The 16,194-nt window shown below is 59.7% G+C and carries 11 protein-coding genes; 4 read left to right on the top strand and 7 right to left on the bottom strand.

From position 1 onward, the window contains the following. The first annotated feature begins 187 nt into the window (after positions 1-187). A complete protein-coding gene (gene mfd, locus LLY24_RS08865) occupies positions 188-3,637 on the top strand; it encodes a transcription-repair coupling factor (RefSeq protein WP_259035918.1) in 3,450 nt (1,149 codons plus the stop codon). A gap of 80 nt (positions 3,638-3,717) precedes the next feature. Continuing rightward, positions 3,718-4,839 (top strand): L,D-transpeptidase family protein, encoded by a 1,122-nt coding sequence (locus tag LLY24_RS08860; protein WP_259035917.1) that lies wholly within the window; start codon positions 3,718-3,720, stop codon positions 4,837-4,839. A gap of 177 nt (positions 4,840-5,016) precedes the next feature. Here LLY24_RS08860 and LLY24_RS08855 read toward each other — a convergent pair whose 3' ends face one another. From LLY24_RS08855 to LLY24_RS08830, 6 genes are all read right to left on the bottom strand, one after another. Further along, positions 5,017-5,280 carry an Lpp/OprI family alanine-zipper lipoprotein gene (locus LLY24_RS08855; protein WP_259035916.1) on the bottom strand — a complete coding sequence of 88 codons (264 nt, stop codon included), beginning with the start codon at positions 5,278-5,280 and terminating at the stop codon, positions 5,017-5,019. A 200-nt stretch (positions 5,281-5,480) separates the two neighbouring features. After that, positions 5,481-6,113: a L,D-transpeptidase family protein gene (locus tag LLY24_RS08850; RefSeq protein WP_259035915.1), complete on the bottom strand. Its 633-nt coding sequence runs from the start codon at positions 6,111-6,113 to the stop codon at positions 5,481-5,483. Positions 6,114-6,234: 121 nt separating this feature from the next. Next, positions 6,235-6,705 (bottom strand): 2-hydroxyacyl-CoA dehydratase, encoded by a 471-nt coding sequence (locus tag LLY24_RS08845; RefSeq protein ID WP_259035914.1) that lies wholly within the window; start codon positions 6,703-6,705, stop codon positions 6,235-6,237. 155 nt (positions 6,706-6,860) lie between these two features. Next, positions 6,861-7,322 (bottom strand): DUF6586 family protein, encoded by a 462-nt coding sequence (locus LLY24_RS08840; protein WP_259035913.1) that lies wholly within the window; start codon positions 7,320-7,322, stop codon positions 6,861-6,863. Continuing rightward, on the bottom strand, positions 7,319-9,946 hold the full coding sequence (gene topA / locus LLY24_RS08835) for a type I DNA topoisomerase (RefSeq protein WP_259035912.1): 2,628 nt from the start codon (positions 9,944-9,946) through the stop codon (positions 7,319-7,321). The genes LLY24_RS08840 and topA overlap by 4 nt, the downstream gene beginning before the upstream one ends. Positions 9,947-10,385: 439 nt before the next feature. Further along, positions 10,386-12,884, bottom strand: coding sequence for a DUF3141 domain-containing protein (locus LLY24_RS08830; protein ID WP_259035911.1), 2,499 nt, complete (start codon positions 12,882-12,884; stop codon positions 10,386-10,388). A 205-nt stretch (positions 12,885-13,089) separates the two neighbouring features. Between LLY24_RS08830 and LLY24_RS08825 the strand changes: the two genes are divergently transcribed. Next, positions 13,090-14,091: a LysR family transcriptional regulator gene (locus LLY24_RS08825; RefSeq protein WP_259035910.1), complete on the top strand. Its 1,002-nt coding sequence runs from the start codon at positions 13,090-13,092 to the stop codon at positions 14,089-14,091. A 300-nt stretch (positions 14,092-14,391) separates the two neighbouring features. Then, positions 14,392-15,444 (top strand): lipoyl synthase, encoded by a 1,053-nt coding sequence (lipA, locus tag LLY24_RS08820; protein ID WP_259035909.1) that lies wholly within the window; start codon positions 14,392-14,394, stop codon positions 15,442-15,444. A gap of 82 nt (positions 15,445-15,526) precedes the next feature. Here lipA and lipB read toward each other — a convergent pair whose 3' ends face one another. Further along, on the bottom strand, positions 15,527-16,192 hold the full coding sequence (gene lipB, locus LLY24_RS08815; protein ID WP_259035908.1) for a lipoyl(octanoyl) transferase LipB: 666 nt from the start codon (positions 16,190-16,192) through the stop codon (positions 15,527-15,529). Positions 16,193-16,194: the final 2 nt, after the last annotated feature.

The raw sequence follows: 16,194 nt of genomic DNA, 5'->3' as shown, positions 1-16,194 counted from the left end.
AAAGGCTGCAATGAATGGATGGTCGCACTTGGTGTAGGGGTATTACAGAAATGAGGGATTGACTACAAGCTTGCAATCTGCGTCTCAAGGCGCGCTACGTTCGTGTATCATGAGCTTACGCTCAGGCGCCAGCGTCGCCTCCCCGTACACCTACTATGTACACTTATCTATGTCGATCACACCCACCATGTCGACCTTTTCCCTACTCGATCCACCCCAGCCGCACGGCATCCGTGAGACGCTCTATTGGCGCTCGCCGCCGGGCAGCGCCACGGCCCTTGCGCTTTCGCGCGTAGCCGCGAGCCAGCCGCTACTGATCATCACCCCCAGCACGGCAAGCGCCCAGCAGCTCGAACAGGATCTGGCCTTTTATAGTCGCGTGCCGATCCTGCCCTTTCCCGACTGGGAAACGCTGCCCTATGACAGTTTTTCGCCCCATCAGGACATCGTCTCGGCGCGGCTCAAAACGCTGCGCCAACTACAAGATGGCGTTCACGGCATCGTCTTGGTGCCCATCAATACCCTAATGCAGCGCCTGCCGCCGGTCGACTATATCGCCGGGCGGGTAATGAGCCTCAAGACCGGCGCCCGCCTGGACCGCGAGCAGTTTCGCGATGCCCTCGCTCGCGCCGGATATAGGGCAGTAGAGACCGTTTACGAGCCCGGTGAATACGCCATGCGTGGGGCCTTGATCGATCTCTACGCCATGGGCACCGAGGCACCGATTCGTATCGACCTCTTCGACGACGAGATCGACACCCTGCGCTACTTCGACCCGGGCACCCAGCGCTCCACCGACAAGCTCGATGCCATCGAGCTATTACCCGCTCATGAGTACTCATTGAGCCGCAGCGCCATTGCCTGCTTTCGCGAGCGCTTCGAAACGCTCTTCGACGTCGACCCGCGCCAGTGCCCTCTGTACAACGATGCGCTCAAGGGCATCCCCTCGCCGGGGCTCGAGCAGTATCTGCCGCTATTTTTCGAAGAGACGGCTTCGCTGTTCGACCACGTCGATGCGGCGACCCGCGTCGCTCTACTGCCCGGCGTTCAAGAGGCTGCCGAACAGCACTGGCGCAGCATCGAGGCGCGCTACGCCAACCTCGGCGTCGACCCGACGCGCCCGCTACTGCCACCGCATCGCGCGTTCTTTCCGGTGGCCGAGATTTTTGCTGGCATCAAGCAGCGCCCGCGCATCGAGCTCAGCGAAGACCCCAACCAGCGCCACGCTAAAGCGCCCGCCGCCGAAGTGCTGCCCACACTTGCCATCGACGCCCGTGCCCGCGAGCCGCTCAGCGCCTTTAATCACTTCCTGGATGCCCACACCGACACCCGCGTGCTTATCGTCGCCGAAACACGAGGGCGCCGCGAAGCGCTGGAAGAGACCCTAGCCCCACTCAAGCGCGCCCTACCCCACTGCGAAAGCTTCGAAGCCTTCCTCACAGGTGATACACCGCTTGCCATCACCGAAGGCAGCATCGCCAGTGGTCTTTGGCTCACCGAGCCTCGCATCGCGGTGGTTAGCGAAAGCGAGCTTTTTGGTGACATCGTGCGCCAGAGCCGCCGCCGCGAAAAAGCCACCGACGACAACGAATTCGCCATTCGCCATCTCTCCGAGCTCCGACCCGGCGCGCCGGTGGTGCAACAGGCCCACGGCGTAGGCCGCTATCTGGGACTAGAGACACTAGAAGCAGGCGGACAGGCCAACGAGTTTCTTGCCCTCTCCTACGCCGACGGCGCCAAACTCTACGTGCCCGTGGATAGCCTGCACCTGATCTCTCGCTACAGCGGTGCCGAGGACGAGCATGCGCCGCTGCACAAGCTAGGATCGGATCAGTGGGAAAAAGCGCGACGCAAAGCCGCCGAGAAGATTCGCGACACTGCCGCTGAGCTTCTCGACATCTACGCCCGTCGCGAAGCGCAAGAGGGCACCGTATACGACGCACCCGACGCCGAGTACGCCCGCTTTGCCGGCACCTTCCCCTTCGAAGAGACACCTGATCAGCGCGCTGCCATCGAAGCGGTCATTGCCGATATGACCTCACCCCAGCCCATGGATCGCGTGGTGTGCGGTGACGTCGGCTTCGGCAAGACCGAGGTGGCAATGCGCGCAGCCTTCCTTGCCGTGCAATCGGGCCGCCAGGTGGTTGTATTGGTACCCACCACGCTATTGGCGCGGCAGCACTTCGAGAACTTCCGCGACCGCTTCGCCGATACCGCCGTTACCATCAGCCTGCTATCGCGCTTTACCTCGGGTAAGGAGATGAGCGCGGCGCTTGCCAATATCGAAGCAGGCAAGACCGATATCGTCATCGGCACCCATAAGCTGCTCTCCAATAGCGTCAAGCTGCCGCAGATGGGCCTACTGATCATCGACGAAGAGCACCGCTTTGGTGTCGCGCAAAAAGAGAAGCTCAAGTCGCTACGCGCCGAGGTCGACATTCTTACCCTCACCGCAACGCCGATTCCACGCACGCTGAACATGGCGATGAGCGGCATTCGTGATCTCTCCATCATTGCCACACCGCCAGCGCGGCGCCTGTCGGTGAAGACCTTCGTTCAGCAACGCGACGACAGCATCGTCAAGGAGGCACTGCTGCGCGAAATCTTACGTGGCGGCCAAGCCTACGTGCTGCACAACGAAGTGAAGACGATCGAAAACGCCGCCGAGCGCATTCGCGAGCTGATTCCCGAAGCGCGGGTCGGCATCGCTCACGGCCAGCTGCCAGAGCGCAGCCTCGAGCGGGTAATGTCGGACTTTTACCATCGCCGTTTCAACGTACTAGTGTGCTCGACCATCGTCGAGACCGGTATCGATGTGCCCAGCGCCAATACCATCATCATCGAGCGCGCCGATAAGTTTGGCCTGGCCCAGCTTCACCAACTACGCGGTCGCGTTGGGCGTAGCCACCATCAGGCGTATGCCTATCTGCTCACGCCTTCACCCAAGGCGATGACCCGCGATGCCGTCAAACGGCTGGAGGCAATCAGCGCGTCCAACGATCTTGGCGCGGGCTTCACCCTCGCCAGCCACGACATGGAGATTCGCGGCGCCGGTGAGCTTCTGGGCGACGAGCAGAGCGGTCAGATGGAGACCATTGGTTACACCCTCTATATGGAGATGCTGGATCGCGCGGTGAAGGCAATTCGTGCGGGCAAGACACCCAATATCGAAGCGCCCTTCCACACTGGGGTCGAAATCAGCCTCAATCTGCCCGCGTTGATCCCTGACGACTACATTCATGATGTACAACAGCGCCTGGTGATGTATAAACGCATCGCCAATACGCAAAGCGCTGGAGAGCTTAAAGAGTTGCAAGTGGAACTCATCGACCGTTTCGGGCTGCTGCCTTTGCCGCTCAAGAACCTCATACGTCAGACGCTATTGCGTCAGCGTGCCGAGGCGCTAGGCATACGGCGCATCGAGGCGGGCGAGACGCGGGGACGGGTGCTGTTCGAGACGAACACGCAGGTCGATCCGCTGACACTGGTCAAACTTATACAGACCCAATCGCAGCACTTTCGTTTGGATGGCTCCGATACGCTACGTTTTGAATTGCCAATGGAAACGGTCGACAAGCGCTTCCAACAGCTTGAAGCTCTGCTCTCCGCGCTCAATCAAAAGGTAGCGGCCGCGTGAAACTTGGCCCAGACTTATACCAAGCCAACGCCCTAGGGCATTGGGTACGTAAGTCGTGGATCAATCGATTAGGAACTTACATGAACATTCGTCAAATCCTCACTACCTGGGGTCCCACCAGCCTGGCGGTATTGATGGCCGCGAGCCTTGCCTCGCCGGTCTACGCACAATCCGACAGCGAGGGCACAGCAGCACTTAACGAGCAGGCGCTGGCTAGCGCCGAACAGCTCGGGGGCCAAGAAAACGAACTACCTCGTGGCAACTACCGCATTCCCGAAGAAGGCAGCGTCATTGGGCAGCGCTACACCATCACCGTGGAAGACCCTAGCGAAACGCTAATGGACATCGCCCGGCGCCATAACGTTGGCTTCGAAGAGATGCGCATGGCCAATCCTGGGGTGAGTATGTGGGTACCGGGTGAAGGCACCGAGATCGTCATTCCGGCCCAGTACATCCTGCCTGCGGCGCCGCGCGAAGGTATCGTGATCAACTTGTCTGAGCTGCGCCTCTACTACTACCCGGCAGACAAGCCCGGCATCGTCGAAACCTACCCGGTAAGCGTCGGCCGTGACGGCTTTTCAACACCGGTAGGCATTACCCGCACTACCGTCAAGGTCAAGGATCCGGCGTGGTCCCCTCCCGCCTCCATGCGCCGTGAAGCTGCCGAGCGAGGCGAACCGGCACCCAGCGTGGTTCCACCGGGTCCCGACAATCCTCTGGGCCGTCACGCCATCTTGCTGGGGCTGCCGAGCTACCTGATTCACGGCACCAACCGTCCTGACGGCGTAGGCATGCGGGCAAGCCGTGGCTGTATTCGCATGTACCCCGAGGACATCGAATCGCTCTACAACCGGGTTCCCAGCAATACTCAGGTCAACCTGATCGATTCGCCCTTCAAGGTCGGCTGGGCTGCCGATGGCACCCTCTACGTTCAATCCTTCCCGCAGTTGGAGGAGAACGTAGGTGATTTCGAGCCGATTCGTAACGCGCTGGAGCAGGTAACGGCGATGAGCGATGAAAACATCGAGATCGACGATGAATTGGTGCGTCAGGCCGTCGAATCACCCGATGGCAGCTTCATCGCCCTATACGGCCCTCAGGCAGCCCCCGTAGCGCCTGCCGAAGCTGAAACACCAGCTGACAGCCTGTTCGAACAGATCGAGCTCAACGCCGCCGTAGAAGGCGAGCAAAACGCTTCGTGATCCTATGGCCAGCGCCACGCGCTGGCCATGATGTCGTTTCGCCTACGCAAACGCAGTAACGAGAAGAACGAAGACAAACGCTCAAAATAGCGCCCACAAAAAAACCCCGCCAATTGGCGGGGTTTTTTACATCTCCAGCCACCATGCGGCGCAAGGCCGCATGATGCCCAAGCAGAATTACTTCTGCATAGAGCGCTGGAACATGCGGTTCATTTCTTCGCGGTTCTGCTCAGACAGCTGCAGAGCGGCTTGCGCGTCGCGCTGAGCTTGGTTTGCAGTGTTCAGGGCCTGAGAAGCCATGCTGCGAGCTTCAGCAGCGTCAGCCTGGGCAGATTCAGCAGTCATGCGAACTTCTTCCAGAGCGCTGGTAGAAGCACAGCCAGCCAGAACGGCCAGAGAAGCGGCAGCAGCGGTCAGCTTCAGAGTAGTCTTCAGAGTCATAGTGTTCTCCTTGAGTCTTCCTTGGATACAACGTTAGTGGTATGCAAACAAGCGGTGCCTGCATTGCCTACCTGCGGTGCAGGTTCCTTACAACGACTCGTGCCGAGAAGCACAGAAGTCAAACGCTGTTTTATTATAGACCACAGCGGTTGTCTAGAGCCGTTCCTTCAAAACCTATAACTTCTTTCAACGACATAAGCTTAGCGGATCACCACGCGAGTGCCAACATTGACAAGCGATGCAAGCGTATCGATTTGCTCGTTGGTGAGCGCTACGCACCCCTGCGTCCAGTTGAAACGCCCATGAATATCGGGGTCCGCCTGGCCCAGACCGTGGATACCGATGGCACCACCGAGACGCGTATTCTGCGGTGGGTAGCCATGGCGACGGTAGTAATCGAAGTAGGCTTCATAGTCCGCTTGGGAGTAGATACCGTTTTCGAGGGCCATGCGCGCATGAGGCGGCGTAGGATAATCGATCCCGAGGAAAATATGCCAGCGACTTTGATAATTGAAGCGGTTAATGCGAAATTCGCCGAGCGGCGTCACGTTGCCACCACTGATTCTCTGCGTCTTGGCGCCGCCACGCCCCAAAGAAACCGGTGTGAAGCGTTCGAGCAGGGCGCTGCCACGAAAGATGCTCAGCGTCGAATCACGGTCATCGACGAGCACCCAGAGCTCGCCGCTGTGCCGCGGCACGGGCGCACGTGCGAGAAGCGTTTCGACCAAGTCGACGGGCTGCGTATTGACACTGGGAATAACGGGGCTGGCATGGGCCACTACAGGCCAGCCTAGCGCCATGGCCAGGAATCGGCGGCGATTGACATATGACATGACGACTCTCGACGTAGGCAAGCCCAAGCAGGCAAGCGGTGTATGACTGCGCTGTTATACCTTATCGCCACCGCGCCTGTCAGCGCCAAAACGCATTTTTCTGCAAGAGCGCCAGGCTCTGTTACATGCTTTGCAGCTCTTTTAAGCTCATGACCATGCGCTTGCCTTCGGCATTGTGACCATCGGCCAGGGCGGTAAAGAACTCCTCCTCAGGTTCGATCCCCGCCTGCTCGGCGCGATGACGATAGAGCGATTCAAGCCGCTCGTGCTCATCGGCTGCGGTGCGCATGAGGGCATCGATGGAGTCCGCCACTGGGCGCTCTGCCAACGCATCCAGTGCAGGTGGCTCGGGAAACTCGCCGGTTTCATCGAACCAGGTGTCAAGTACTTCGCGGTGGTCGAAACCATCGTGAGTAAGCGTTTCCAGCCCCGACTTCAACTTGAGTTCGCGGTCAGAGAGGTAATCGAGCGCCATGGCCAAGCGCTCGTCACGAGACTTTGCCGTCGCCGCCGCATCGCGATACTGATGTGCCATGCGCTCATGAAAACCGATGGCCCAGTCGATCAAATCCTTAACGGTGTTATAGCGCATCTATGTCTCCTTACGTCGATGGGGTGAAAGCGTGTCACTGCGCTTTTAAGGCAACGCGGCCGCCTTAGAGTTCACTCTGCCCCAAGCGGCGCAACTCCTAACGCAAGCGACCCGCACAAAGCGGGCCACTAACACAATGGGAAAGCGTTAAGCCGCTACCATTCGAAGCTGGTCTCACGCAGTGCGGCAATGTCGCGCTTGGCGGCCGCGAGTTGATCCAGCAGCGTCTGTTCGAGGGAGGTCGATGCCGACACCGCAATGAATTGCTCGCGCACGGGCGCGCGTCGCTCACTGGCACCGTCGATATCGTGCAGCCGCTCGAGTTGGGCAATGAGCCAACCCAACCAACTCTCTTGACGCGCCAAATCACGCAGCCGCTCCAGTTCAGCGAGCGCGGGCCCTTCTACGCCTAGTAGCAGACGCCAATCATGGCGTGGCAACCGGGCATGCTCGGTCACTTCGCGCAACAGCGAATTCAGCGCAAGCTCGAACAGCGCCAACGCCCCCTCTTGCAGAGCAAGGCGACGGGCAGGCGCATGCTCATCGTCGCCCACGGGTGTGGCAAGCAGCACTTCGGCCTGATAGAGCAGCTGATTGGTGCGTCCGCGTGGGGTCACTTGCGCTTATCCTCCACGTGCCATTTACCCGCTTCATAGGTGGCTTTCCAACCGCTCGCCTTACCTTCCTCTTCGGTCATCACGTACTGTTCCTTGTTCTTGCGCGAGTAGCGAATCTGCGCCGGGCGGCCGTCGCTATCTTCACTGGGCGCCTGGAGCAGGAAGTGATACTTCTCGGGCAGCTCATCGGCATGGGCCTTGAGCTCTTTGACCAAGGGCGGGCGCGTTTCGCGGTTTTTGGGAAACTTACTCGCAGCGAGAAAAAGTCCGCTAGCACCATCGCGCAGCACGTAGGTGTCGTCGACTTTTTGGCAGGCAAGCTCTGGCATTGGGATGGGGTCCATCTTGGGCGGAGCAACGTCGCCGCTACGCAATAGCTTGCGGGTGTTCTTGCACTCGCTATTGGTGCAGCCGAAGTACTTGCCGAAGCGCCCGGACTTGAGCTGCATTTCGCTGCCGCACTTATCGCACTCGATGACCGGGCCATCGTAGCCTTTGATTTTGAAACGACCGGTTTCGATCTCGTAGCCATCGCAGTCGGGGCTATCACCACAGATATGCAGCTTGCGCGTTTCGTCGATTAAGTAGCTATCCATCGCCGTGCCGCACTTATGGCAGCGGCGCTTGGCGCGCAGGGCGTCGGTTTCGGCCTCTTCCCCCGCGTCGGCAGCCACGGCTTCCTCACCGGGGATCAAATCGATGGTGGTCTTGCAGCGCTCCTTGGGCGGCAGATTGTAGCCACTGCAGCCGAGAAAAACGCCCGTCGAGGCGGTACGAATCTGCATCTTGCGCCCACAGCTGGGACAGTCGATATCCGTAGGTACCGGCTGGTTGGGGCGCATGCCCTCATCGCTTTCGGCTTTGCTAAGCTCGGCGCTGAACTCGGCATAGAAGGCATCGAGCAGCGCCTGCCAGTTGCGCTCACCGTCGGCGACCTCATCGAGACTATCCTCCATACGCGCAGTGAAGGAGTAGTCCATCAGGTCGGGGAAAGACTCCTTGAGACGTTCGGTAACGATATCGCCTAGCTTTTCGGCATAAAAACGCCGATTTTCCAGCTTGACGTAGCCGCGATCCTGAATCGTCGAAATGATCGCTGCATACGTGGAGGGCCGCCCGATCCCCTGCTTCTCCAACTCTTTAACCAGGCTCGCCTCGGTGTAGCGCGCCGCAGGCTTGGTGAAGTGCTGCTGCGGATCGAGCGCATCGAGCGTCAGCGGCGTGCCCGTGGCTAGATCTGGTAAGGACTGATCTTCGTTCTTGCCCGAGGGCTTCATCACCCGGGTATAGCCGTCGAATTTGAGCACGCGGCCTTTGGCTCGCAACTCAAAACCTGCCACATCGACCGACAGCGTGCTGGAGAGGTATTCGGCAGGCGTCATTTGACAGGCCACGAACTGACGCCAGATCAGTTCGTAGAGTCGTTCGGCATCGCGCTCCATACCCGCTAGATCGCTCGCCTTGCGCTCGACGCTCGACGGACGAATCGCTTCGTGAGCCTCCTGCGCGCTCTCCTTGCTGCTGTAGCGGTTGGGACTATCAGGTAGATACCGCGCGCCGAAGTTTTCCGCAATATAGCTGCGCACGCTCTCGACCGCTTCCGTTGAGAGGTTGGTCGAGTCGGTACGCATATAGGTGATGTAACCCGCTTCATAAAGCCGCTGGGCCATGGTCATGGTCTTCTTCACCGAGAAGCCAAGACGACCGCTGGCGGCCTGCTGTAGGGTCGAGGTGATAAAGGGCGCGGTCGGCTTCGAGCGGGTCGGCTTGTCCTCGCGCGAGGTGATGGCGAGCTTGGCCTCGTTCAGAGGCGCAATACGCGACAGCGTCTCGCTCTCGGAGGTCGGCCGAAATGCCTTACCGTCCTGACGGGCCACGGCAAAACGCACCGCCTCACCGTCTGGGGTAACAAGGTCAGCGTGCACATCCCAAAACTCTTCGGGAATGAAAGCGCGAATTTCGCGCTCACGCTCGACGATTAAACGCACGGCCACCGATTGAACGCGACCAGCCGAGAGCCCTCGGGCGATCTTGGCCCACAGCAGCGGTGAGAGCATGAAGCCGACGACGCGATCGAGAAAGCGCCGCGCCTGCTGAGCTTCGACGCGTGGAATGTTCAACGCCCCTGGCGCCTTGAAGGCATCCTGAATGGCGTTTTTGGTGATTTCGTTGAACACCACGCGCTTATAGCGCTGTTCATCGCCGCCGATGGTCTCGCGCAGGTGCCAAGCAATCGCCTCCCCTTCGCGGTCCAAATCCGTAGCCAGATAGATGGCATCGGCCTTTTCGGCGAGTTTCTTGAGCTCGGTAACGACCTTTTCCTTGCCCGGTAGAATCTCGTAGTGCGCCTTCCAGCCATGCTCGGGGTCAATCCCCATGCGGCGGATCAGTTGATCGTGGGCCTTGCGTTTTTTGTAGACGGCCTTCTCTTCCGCCGACATTTTGCGGGTCTCGGCGGCTTGGCGAGCGCGCTCCTTGGGATCGGAGGCCGTCTTACCCGAGCCGCTGGTCGGCAGGTCACGGATATGACCCACACTCGACTTAACGATGAAATCGTTGCCGAGATATTTGTTGATCGTCTTGGCCTTGGCAGGCGACTCGACGATGACCAGTGACTTGCCCATAGTGCTCCACTTTTCTGGTGTTCGAGCCTCAGAGGCTCGAGCGTTGAATATGCGACCGTTGAATTGGCCTAGGCGAAAAGCGCTTCAAAAAAGAGCTCTTTAAAAAGCACCCTTCAAAAAAATGCGCCTACCCTACCTTAGCCCTTGATCAAGCGCTAGCGAAAAACGTCAAGGCCTATTTGCGCTTCGATTCTCAAGACAGTGACAGTTCACTACCGTCTTAAGCCAAGGGAACCTCGGTTTGCGTAGCTAGACACTAGACCCAGCGCCTGCGATCGGCAACCACAAAACGCCGTACCAATAAAATGCCCCTGTCTTACGACAGGGGCAAAATTTTTATCGAAGCCATCACCGCGTGGTGCTACATCCCTCTTGCTGCTCCTATATAGTGGCGACGATTTTCGTGGCTTTTCTTTCAAGCGATGAAACCAAGGCAACGCTAATCTTTGCCATTGGCACTGCCCGATGGCTTGACGGCGCTGCGTTTACGTACCGTGTCGCCCTTAACCGAGGCCTTTTCCTTAGTCACCTTATTTTTAGCCGCTACAGGTTTAGCTGTTGCGCCTTTGGAGGAGGATGATTTCGACTGCGTGGTAGCTGCCACCGCCGCGGCCAGCGCCTGGGGCGATGAGGGTTCAGCGTCTGGCTCGGTCTTGGCGCGTGTTTCTGGCTGCTCAAGCTCGTCCTGCGAGGCCGAGCGTACCTGCTCGAAGAGCGCTTTCACCTGATCGAAGCGCTCGGCAGCCTGTTCCGAAAGCTCACCGCTTGCGGCCAGCACTTCTTCGAGATGGCGCAGATGCGCGTCGAGCGTCTCGCCATCATTTTCTCCTAGCAGACTAGGCAGTGCGGCCAACGCGCGTTCGCGGTCGAGCTTGAGAATGAAGAACTGCTCGCGCACCAGACGCTTGAAGTCACATAGCTTGCTTTCGGGGTTGAGCTGCAGGCGCGACGCGCGCAGACGCTTGAAGTTACGTTCATCGGTGGCAGGCGCGCCGCCAAGAATATAGATGATCGCTCGCATCAATCCTGCCTGCGGGCCGCCTTCGTCGATACGCTGACGTAGCTCCTCCTTACGGCGCTCGATGAAGCGCCGGTGCTCAGGCTCAGCCCCCGGGCGGCGGCGATGCACGTGGGCATCACCATAGAGCCCCACGGCCGCCTGCAGCAGTGGCTGCCCGTAGACATCGAGAAAGATGCGCTCGGTAGTGGCATCACGCGCGTCGCGCCATGCATTCAGTCCCGCAACGATCTGATCGGAGACGATCTCTTCTAAACGCTTGAAGGGGTTGTCTGCATCCAGCGTATGGCGCTGGCGGCGCACCCAGTCAGCCATGACCGGCAAAGGCACGGATAACGGGTTGCGATCAGAAAGCAGCTTGTAACCCAAGCGTATCGGGTGCATGCGCCGAATCCAGCGCGCCGCCTCAGGCGTCATCACCGCCTGAATCCATGGCTGCACGTAAAGGCGATAGAACCCCAGGTTGATTTCCGAAATGCGCGCTACGGTGGCGAAGCGACGGTCGTCATCGGGGCGGTGCCTCACCACCTCGTCGAGCTCATCGAAGCTGCGCGGCGTGAACTCGAGCAAGTACTCGCGCTCGAACGTATCGCCGCCGGGGTGGTCCTTGGCGTGGGTTGCCGTGGTTTCATAAAGCCCCGGCGGCAGCACGTCGATGTAGTCCATGTTGGCGGTGAATTCAGTGTGCTCCTTACGCGAGACACTGCCCGAAACGAAGATGCCCAAATGACCAGTGCTATCGTGCTGACAGTAGACGATGGTTTGGTCATTAGCGACGATATCCTCTTCGCCTTCGTAGAGATCGCGGATCCATCCCAGCGCCTGAGGTGGCGGGGTGATATCGTCACCGCGTGAGCAAAACACCACCACCGGCGAGCGCAAATTGCGCAGGTCGATCCGTCGACCGTCGCGAGTTACCAACTGAGCAGTCGAGAGCCGATTGCCCACGAACAGGTTATCGACGATGTATTGAATCTCTTCGCCGCCCAGCACCACGTGTCCGCCCCACCAGCGCTCGAAGTCGAGGTAGCGTTTGAACTCGGTGTCGATGTTGGCATAGAGGTGGTACTGCTTTTTCCAGTAGGTATTGGCCGGGTTGAGGCGCTCGAAGTTTTGCACCAGCCAAGCGCCATCGAAGAGCCCGTTGCCCATGTCGCTGGTCAAGGCGGTGATCCAGCTGCCGCCGGTCATGCCGCCGGTATAGCGCATCGGCGCGTTACCGCGCTCGCCGGCCCAATATGAAAGCGGCGCCCCAGCGACCAGAATAGGACCAAAGAGGTCAGGCTCTAGTGCTGCAGCCATCATGATCTGCCAGCCCGCCTGGCAGTTGCCCACTACCATGGGTTTTTCTGAGGTGCCAGGATGGCGCTCGATGACGTGACGCAAAAAAGCGATTTCGGCTTCGACCACGTCTTCGACGCCCTGGCCCGGCTCGGGAAAAGGTAGAAAACCGATGAAGTAGCATGGATGCCCGGCACGTAAGGCAACACCCAGTTCGCTGTCGGGTTTGAAGCCCCCAATGCCTGGACCATGCCCGGCGCGCGGGTCGACCACCACGAAGGGGCGCTTGCTCTCGTCGATCTCGACGCCTTCGGGTGGCAGCACGCGTAAAAGCTCGTAGTTGGTTGGCTGGGGCAGCTCGCGCCCGTCGATCAGCACTTCGCTTTTAAACCCCAGCACGCTTGGTTTGGTCTGCTCCATGTGCTCGAGATACTGATTGCCCCGCTCGCGCATGACATCGAGATAGAGCACGCCGCGCTCGACGCTGTCCCGCCAGTAATCGAACGCCGCCCGGCCAACGCCAAAGGGGTCGAACAGATCCATCATCGATGCAGAGGGGGATGAGGCGTTTTCGTTAGTAGCGTTAGAGCTCGCGGAAGCAGAGGAGGCAAACAGCCAGGGGTTGAAACCAACGTTCATAAGCGCTCCAGAATAGAGGGCAAGGCACCCGTTTCCAGGATCCGGCATCATGCTGCAGTGCAATACAGTGTAGATGACCCCGCAGGGTTCGTCGATGCCAATGCAGCGTCTATGCGACACGCACGATCACTACTCCTTTCCACCTGAAGCGGTGGTAGGATAGAGCGCCTTCAACGCGCACTGCGTCGTTTTTTTCGAGGTCGTTATGTCGTCACCGGCGTTGCTCAATCGCCTCACCTTTCGCCAGCTACAGGTATTTCAGGCGGTCTATCGTCGGCGCTCCTACTCACGCGCCGCCGACGAGCTCGGCCTGACTCAGCCCGCGGTTAGCGCTCAGGTGCGCCAGCTCGAGCAAGCCCTGGGCCAGACGCTTTTTCACTACGCGGGCAAAACGCTCTACGTACTGCCTGCCGCCGATACGCTGGCCCTTTCGACGCGCGAAATCTTTGCTCAGCTTGCACGCCTGCAGATGCGCCTCGACGATCTCGATGGCAACATCAGCGGCGAGTTGAACATCGCTGCGGTTTCGTCCGCGCAGTACGTCGTGCCCTATCTGCTTGCCCGCTTTCGCGCCCAGTATCCAGGCATTCAGCTGCGTCTGAAGGTGTGTAACCGACGTCAGGCTCTCGAGCGCCTGGCGCAGCAGCAGGACGACATCGTGGTCATGGCCATGGTGCCCGAGGATGAGCGCTTACTGGTCACGCCGCTGCTCGATAACGAGCTAATCGCGTTGGTCTGGCCAGACCATCCGCTGCTGACGATGCCGCGCCCTACGCTTACCGACTTCGCCCGCCACTACGTACTGATGCGCGAGGCGGGCTCGGGAGTACGCAACGCTTTCGAACAGCTCGCTGCGCGCCAGGAGGTAGCACTAGCGCACCGTATCGAGATGGGCACCAATGAAGCCGTCAAGCAAGGCGTCATGGCGCATTTGGGCGTCGCCGTACTGCCACGACTGGCCGTGCAATTGGAGCTCGCGCAAGGGCTTCTTAGCGAGCTTACGCTTCCCGGCTTTCCCATTCGCAGACCCTGGTGTGCGGTGCAGAGTCGGGAGCGCTTACCCACCCCCGCCGCCGAGCTGTTCCTGCGTTTTCTACGCGAACAGCGCGCCGATGTGCAGCGCCATTTCCAGGCGCCGCTCGACCCGCTTCCAAGCCACGGCGTTGCCTGTCTTCCCGTCGTCCGCCCAAGCGCTAGCAGTAGCTGATTCGACCCTCGGGCGGTGTCCTCGGCATAGCTGCATATGTTACATTAAGCACATAAGACTTATGTTGCAGGGCCATGTCGCAGACCAGTGTCGTCGCATAACTAGTGTCGCTGGGACTTGTCGCAGCATCTAGAGCGCAACGCGTTTTCGTCGTGAAACGGCGTGCATTGATGCGATACGAAGCGATGCGATATGTAGCAAGCAATATAGGTATCACATTACTTGTTGAGTTGGGCGTGTGGCGTCGCGCTCGGTACAGCGCCTTCGCCAACCCCACCGCATAGTAGAGGCTCTTCGACTATGAGCGACAACACCTCACAGCGTGTCCCCAGCGGCGGTAAATTCCGCAACGAACACGGCATGACGGTGATCAAGGATGGCATCAAGCAGCGCAAGGTCGAGCAGGAGAGCCCTCCGCTCGAGCGTAAGCCCAAATGGCTGCGTGCCCAGATTCCCGCAGGTGATCGCTTCGAGGCGGTCAAGCGTAACGTTGCTACCCACCGCCTGAGCACCGTTTGTGCCGAGTCGCACTGCCCCAACATGGGTGAGTGCTGGAGCAACGGCACTGCTACCATCATGCTGATGGGCTCGGTGTGTACCCGCGCCTGCCGCTTCTGCGCCGTAGACACCGGTAACCCCAAGGGGTGGCTCGACCGCGAAGAGCCCGAGAACACCGCCAAGTCGGTCGAGCTCATGGGCCTGCGCTATATCGTTCTCACTTCGGTCGACCGGGACGATCTTCCTGACGGCGGCGCTAGCCACTACGCCAAGTGCGTTCAATCGATCAAAGCGCGCACGCCCCACGTGGTGGTCGAAGCATTGACACCTGATTTCGATGGCGAGCGCCAGGCCATCGAACGCGTACTCGACTCTGGCCTCGAAGTCTTTGCCCAGAACGTCGAAACCGTGGAGCGTTTGACACATCGCGTGCGCGATCCGCGTGCAGGGTATCGTAAGACCCTCGATGTACTCGCCTACGCCAAAACGTACCGCCCCGACATTCTCACCAAAACGAGCTTGATGCTGGGGCTGGGTGAAACCGATGCCGAGATCATCCAGACGCTCGATGAGCTACGCGCCATTGGCGTCGATATCGTCACGCTCGGTCAGTACCTGCGCCCCACCAAGAACCACCTGCCGGTCGAGCGCTACGTTACGCCCGAAGAGTTCGAAGACTACCGTCAGCTGGGACTGCAAAAAGGCTTCATGGAAGTCGCCTCGGGGCCGCTCGTTCGCTCGAGCTACCGCGCCGACCGGGTGTTCGAGAAGAACAACTTGGGGCTCGCCTCCCCCGCCCGCGTACCGGGCCAGGAAGTCGACACCAACCGCATCGCAGCGATCAACGTCGGCTAAGTGCGTTAGTTAAGATGGCTCGCACGAAAAGGCCCTGGCACATGCACCAGGGCCTTTTCATTAGTATCGGCTGACTTTATTCTCAGAGACCTTTAGGTAAACCCGACGTATCGACCAGTCCACGCTCTAGCCGCGCCGCCAAGGCCTGGGCAAGCTTAAACCCTACCTCTTGAGGGCGCTCGAGCATTACCACATCGCTCAAACGCGTCATCGGCATACCCGCGTAACCACAGGGATTGATACGTTCGAACGGGCTCAAGTCGGCATCGACATTGAACGCCACGCCATGAAAGCTCGCCCCCCGGCGAATACGCAGCCCAAGCGAGGCGATCTTGGCTTCCTGGGCAGGCGTTTTGACGTAAACCCCCGGCGCCTCCGCCTTGGCGTAGGCGCTCACTCCATAGTGCGCCAGCACATCGATCACCGCCTCTTCCAGTGCCGTTACCAGTTGCCGCACGCCGAGCCGCCCGCGCTTGACGTCGAGCAGAGGATAAAGCACGACCTGCCCCGGCCCGTGGTAGGTTACCTGGCCACCACGGTCGGTTTGCACCACCGGAATATCGCCCGGCATCAAAACGTGCTCGGGCTTACCCGCTTGGCCTTGAGTGAATACGGGGTCATGCTCGACGAGCCAGAACTGATCCGGCGTATCGCCATCGCGGCTATCGGTGAGCGCGCGCATGGCCTCCCACACCGGGTGGTAAGGCTTACGCCCCAAGTGGTAGAGCTCAATCGCAGGCAGCGTCATGA

Origin of the sequence: Halomonas dongshanensis, from assembly GCF_024790395.1 — a bacterium.
Taxonomy (GTDB): domain Bacteria; phylum Pseudomonadota; class Gammaproteobacteria; order Pseudomonadales; family Halomonadaceae; genus Vreelandella; species Vreelandella dongshanensis.
Note: the sequence above shows the minus strand (reverse complement) of the source record. Positions and strands in the feature narration are given on the sequence as shown.

Excerpts from the sequence above, each read along its gene's own strand:
- LLY24_RS08860 (WP_259035917.1), top strand. The coding sequence starts at position 3,718 with ATGAACATTCGTCAAATCCTCACTACCTGGGGTCCCACCAGCCTGGCG.
- topA (WP_259035912.1), bottom strand. The coding sequence starts at position 9,946 with ATGGGCAAGTCACTGGTCATCGTCGAGTCGCCTGCCAAGGCCAAGACG.
- lipB (WP_259035908.1), bottom strand. The coding sequence starts at position 16,192 with ATGACGCTGCCTGCGATTGAGCTCTACCACTTGGGGCGTAAGCCTTAC.
- LLY24_RS08825 (WP_259035910.1), top strand. The coding sequence starts at position 13,090 with ATGTCGTCACCGGCGTTGCTCAATCGCCTCACCTTTCGCCAGCTACAG.
- LLY24_RS08845 (WP_259035914.1), bottom strand. The coding sequence starts at position 6,705 with ATGCGCTATAACACCGTTAAGGATTTGATCGACTGGGCCATCGGTTTT.
- LLY24_RS08855 (WP_259035916.1), bottom strand. The coding sequence starts at position 5,280 with ATGACTCTGAAGACTACTCTGAAGCTGACCGCTGCTGCCGCTTCTCTG.
- LLY24_RS08830 (WP_259035911.1), bottom strand. The coding sequence starts at position 12,884 with ATGAACGTTGGTTTCAACCCCTGGCTGTTTGCCTCCTCTGCTTCCGCG.
- mfd (WP_259035918.1), top strand. The coding sequence starts at position 188 with ATGTCGACCTTTTCCCTACTCGATCCACCCCAGCCGCACGGCATCCGT.
- lipA (WP_259035909.1), top strand. The coding sequence starts at position 14,392 with ATGAGCGACAACACCTCACAGCGTGTCCCCAGCGGCGGTAAATTCCGC.
- LLY24_RS08850 (WP_259035915.1), bottom strand. The coding sequence starts at position 6,113 with ATGTCATATGTCAATCGCCGCCGATTCCTGGCCATGGCGCTAGGCTGG.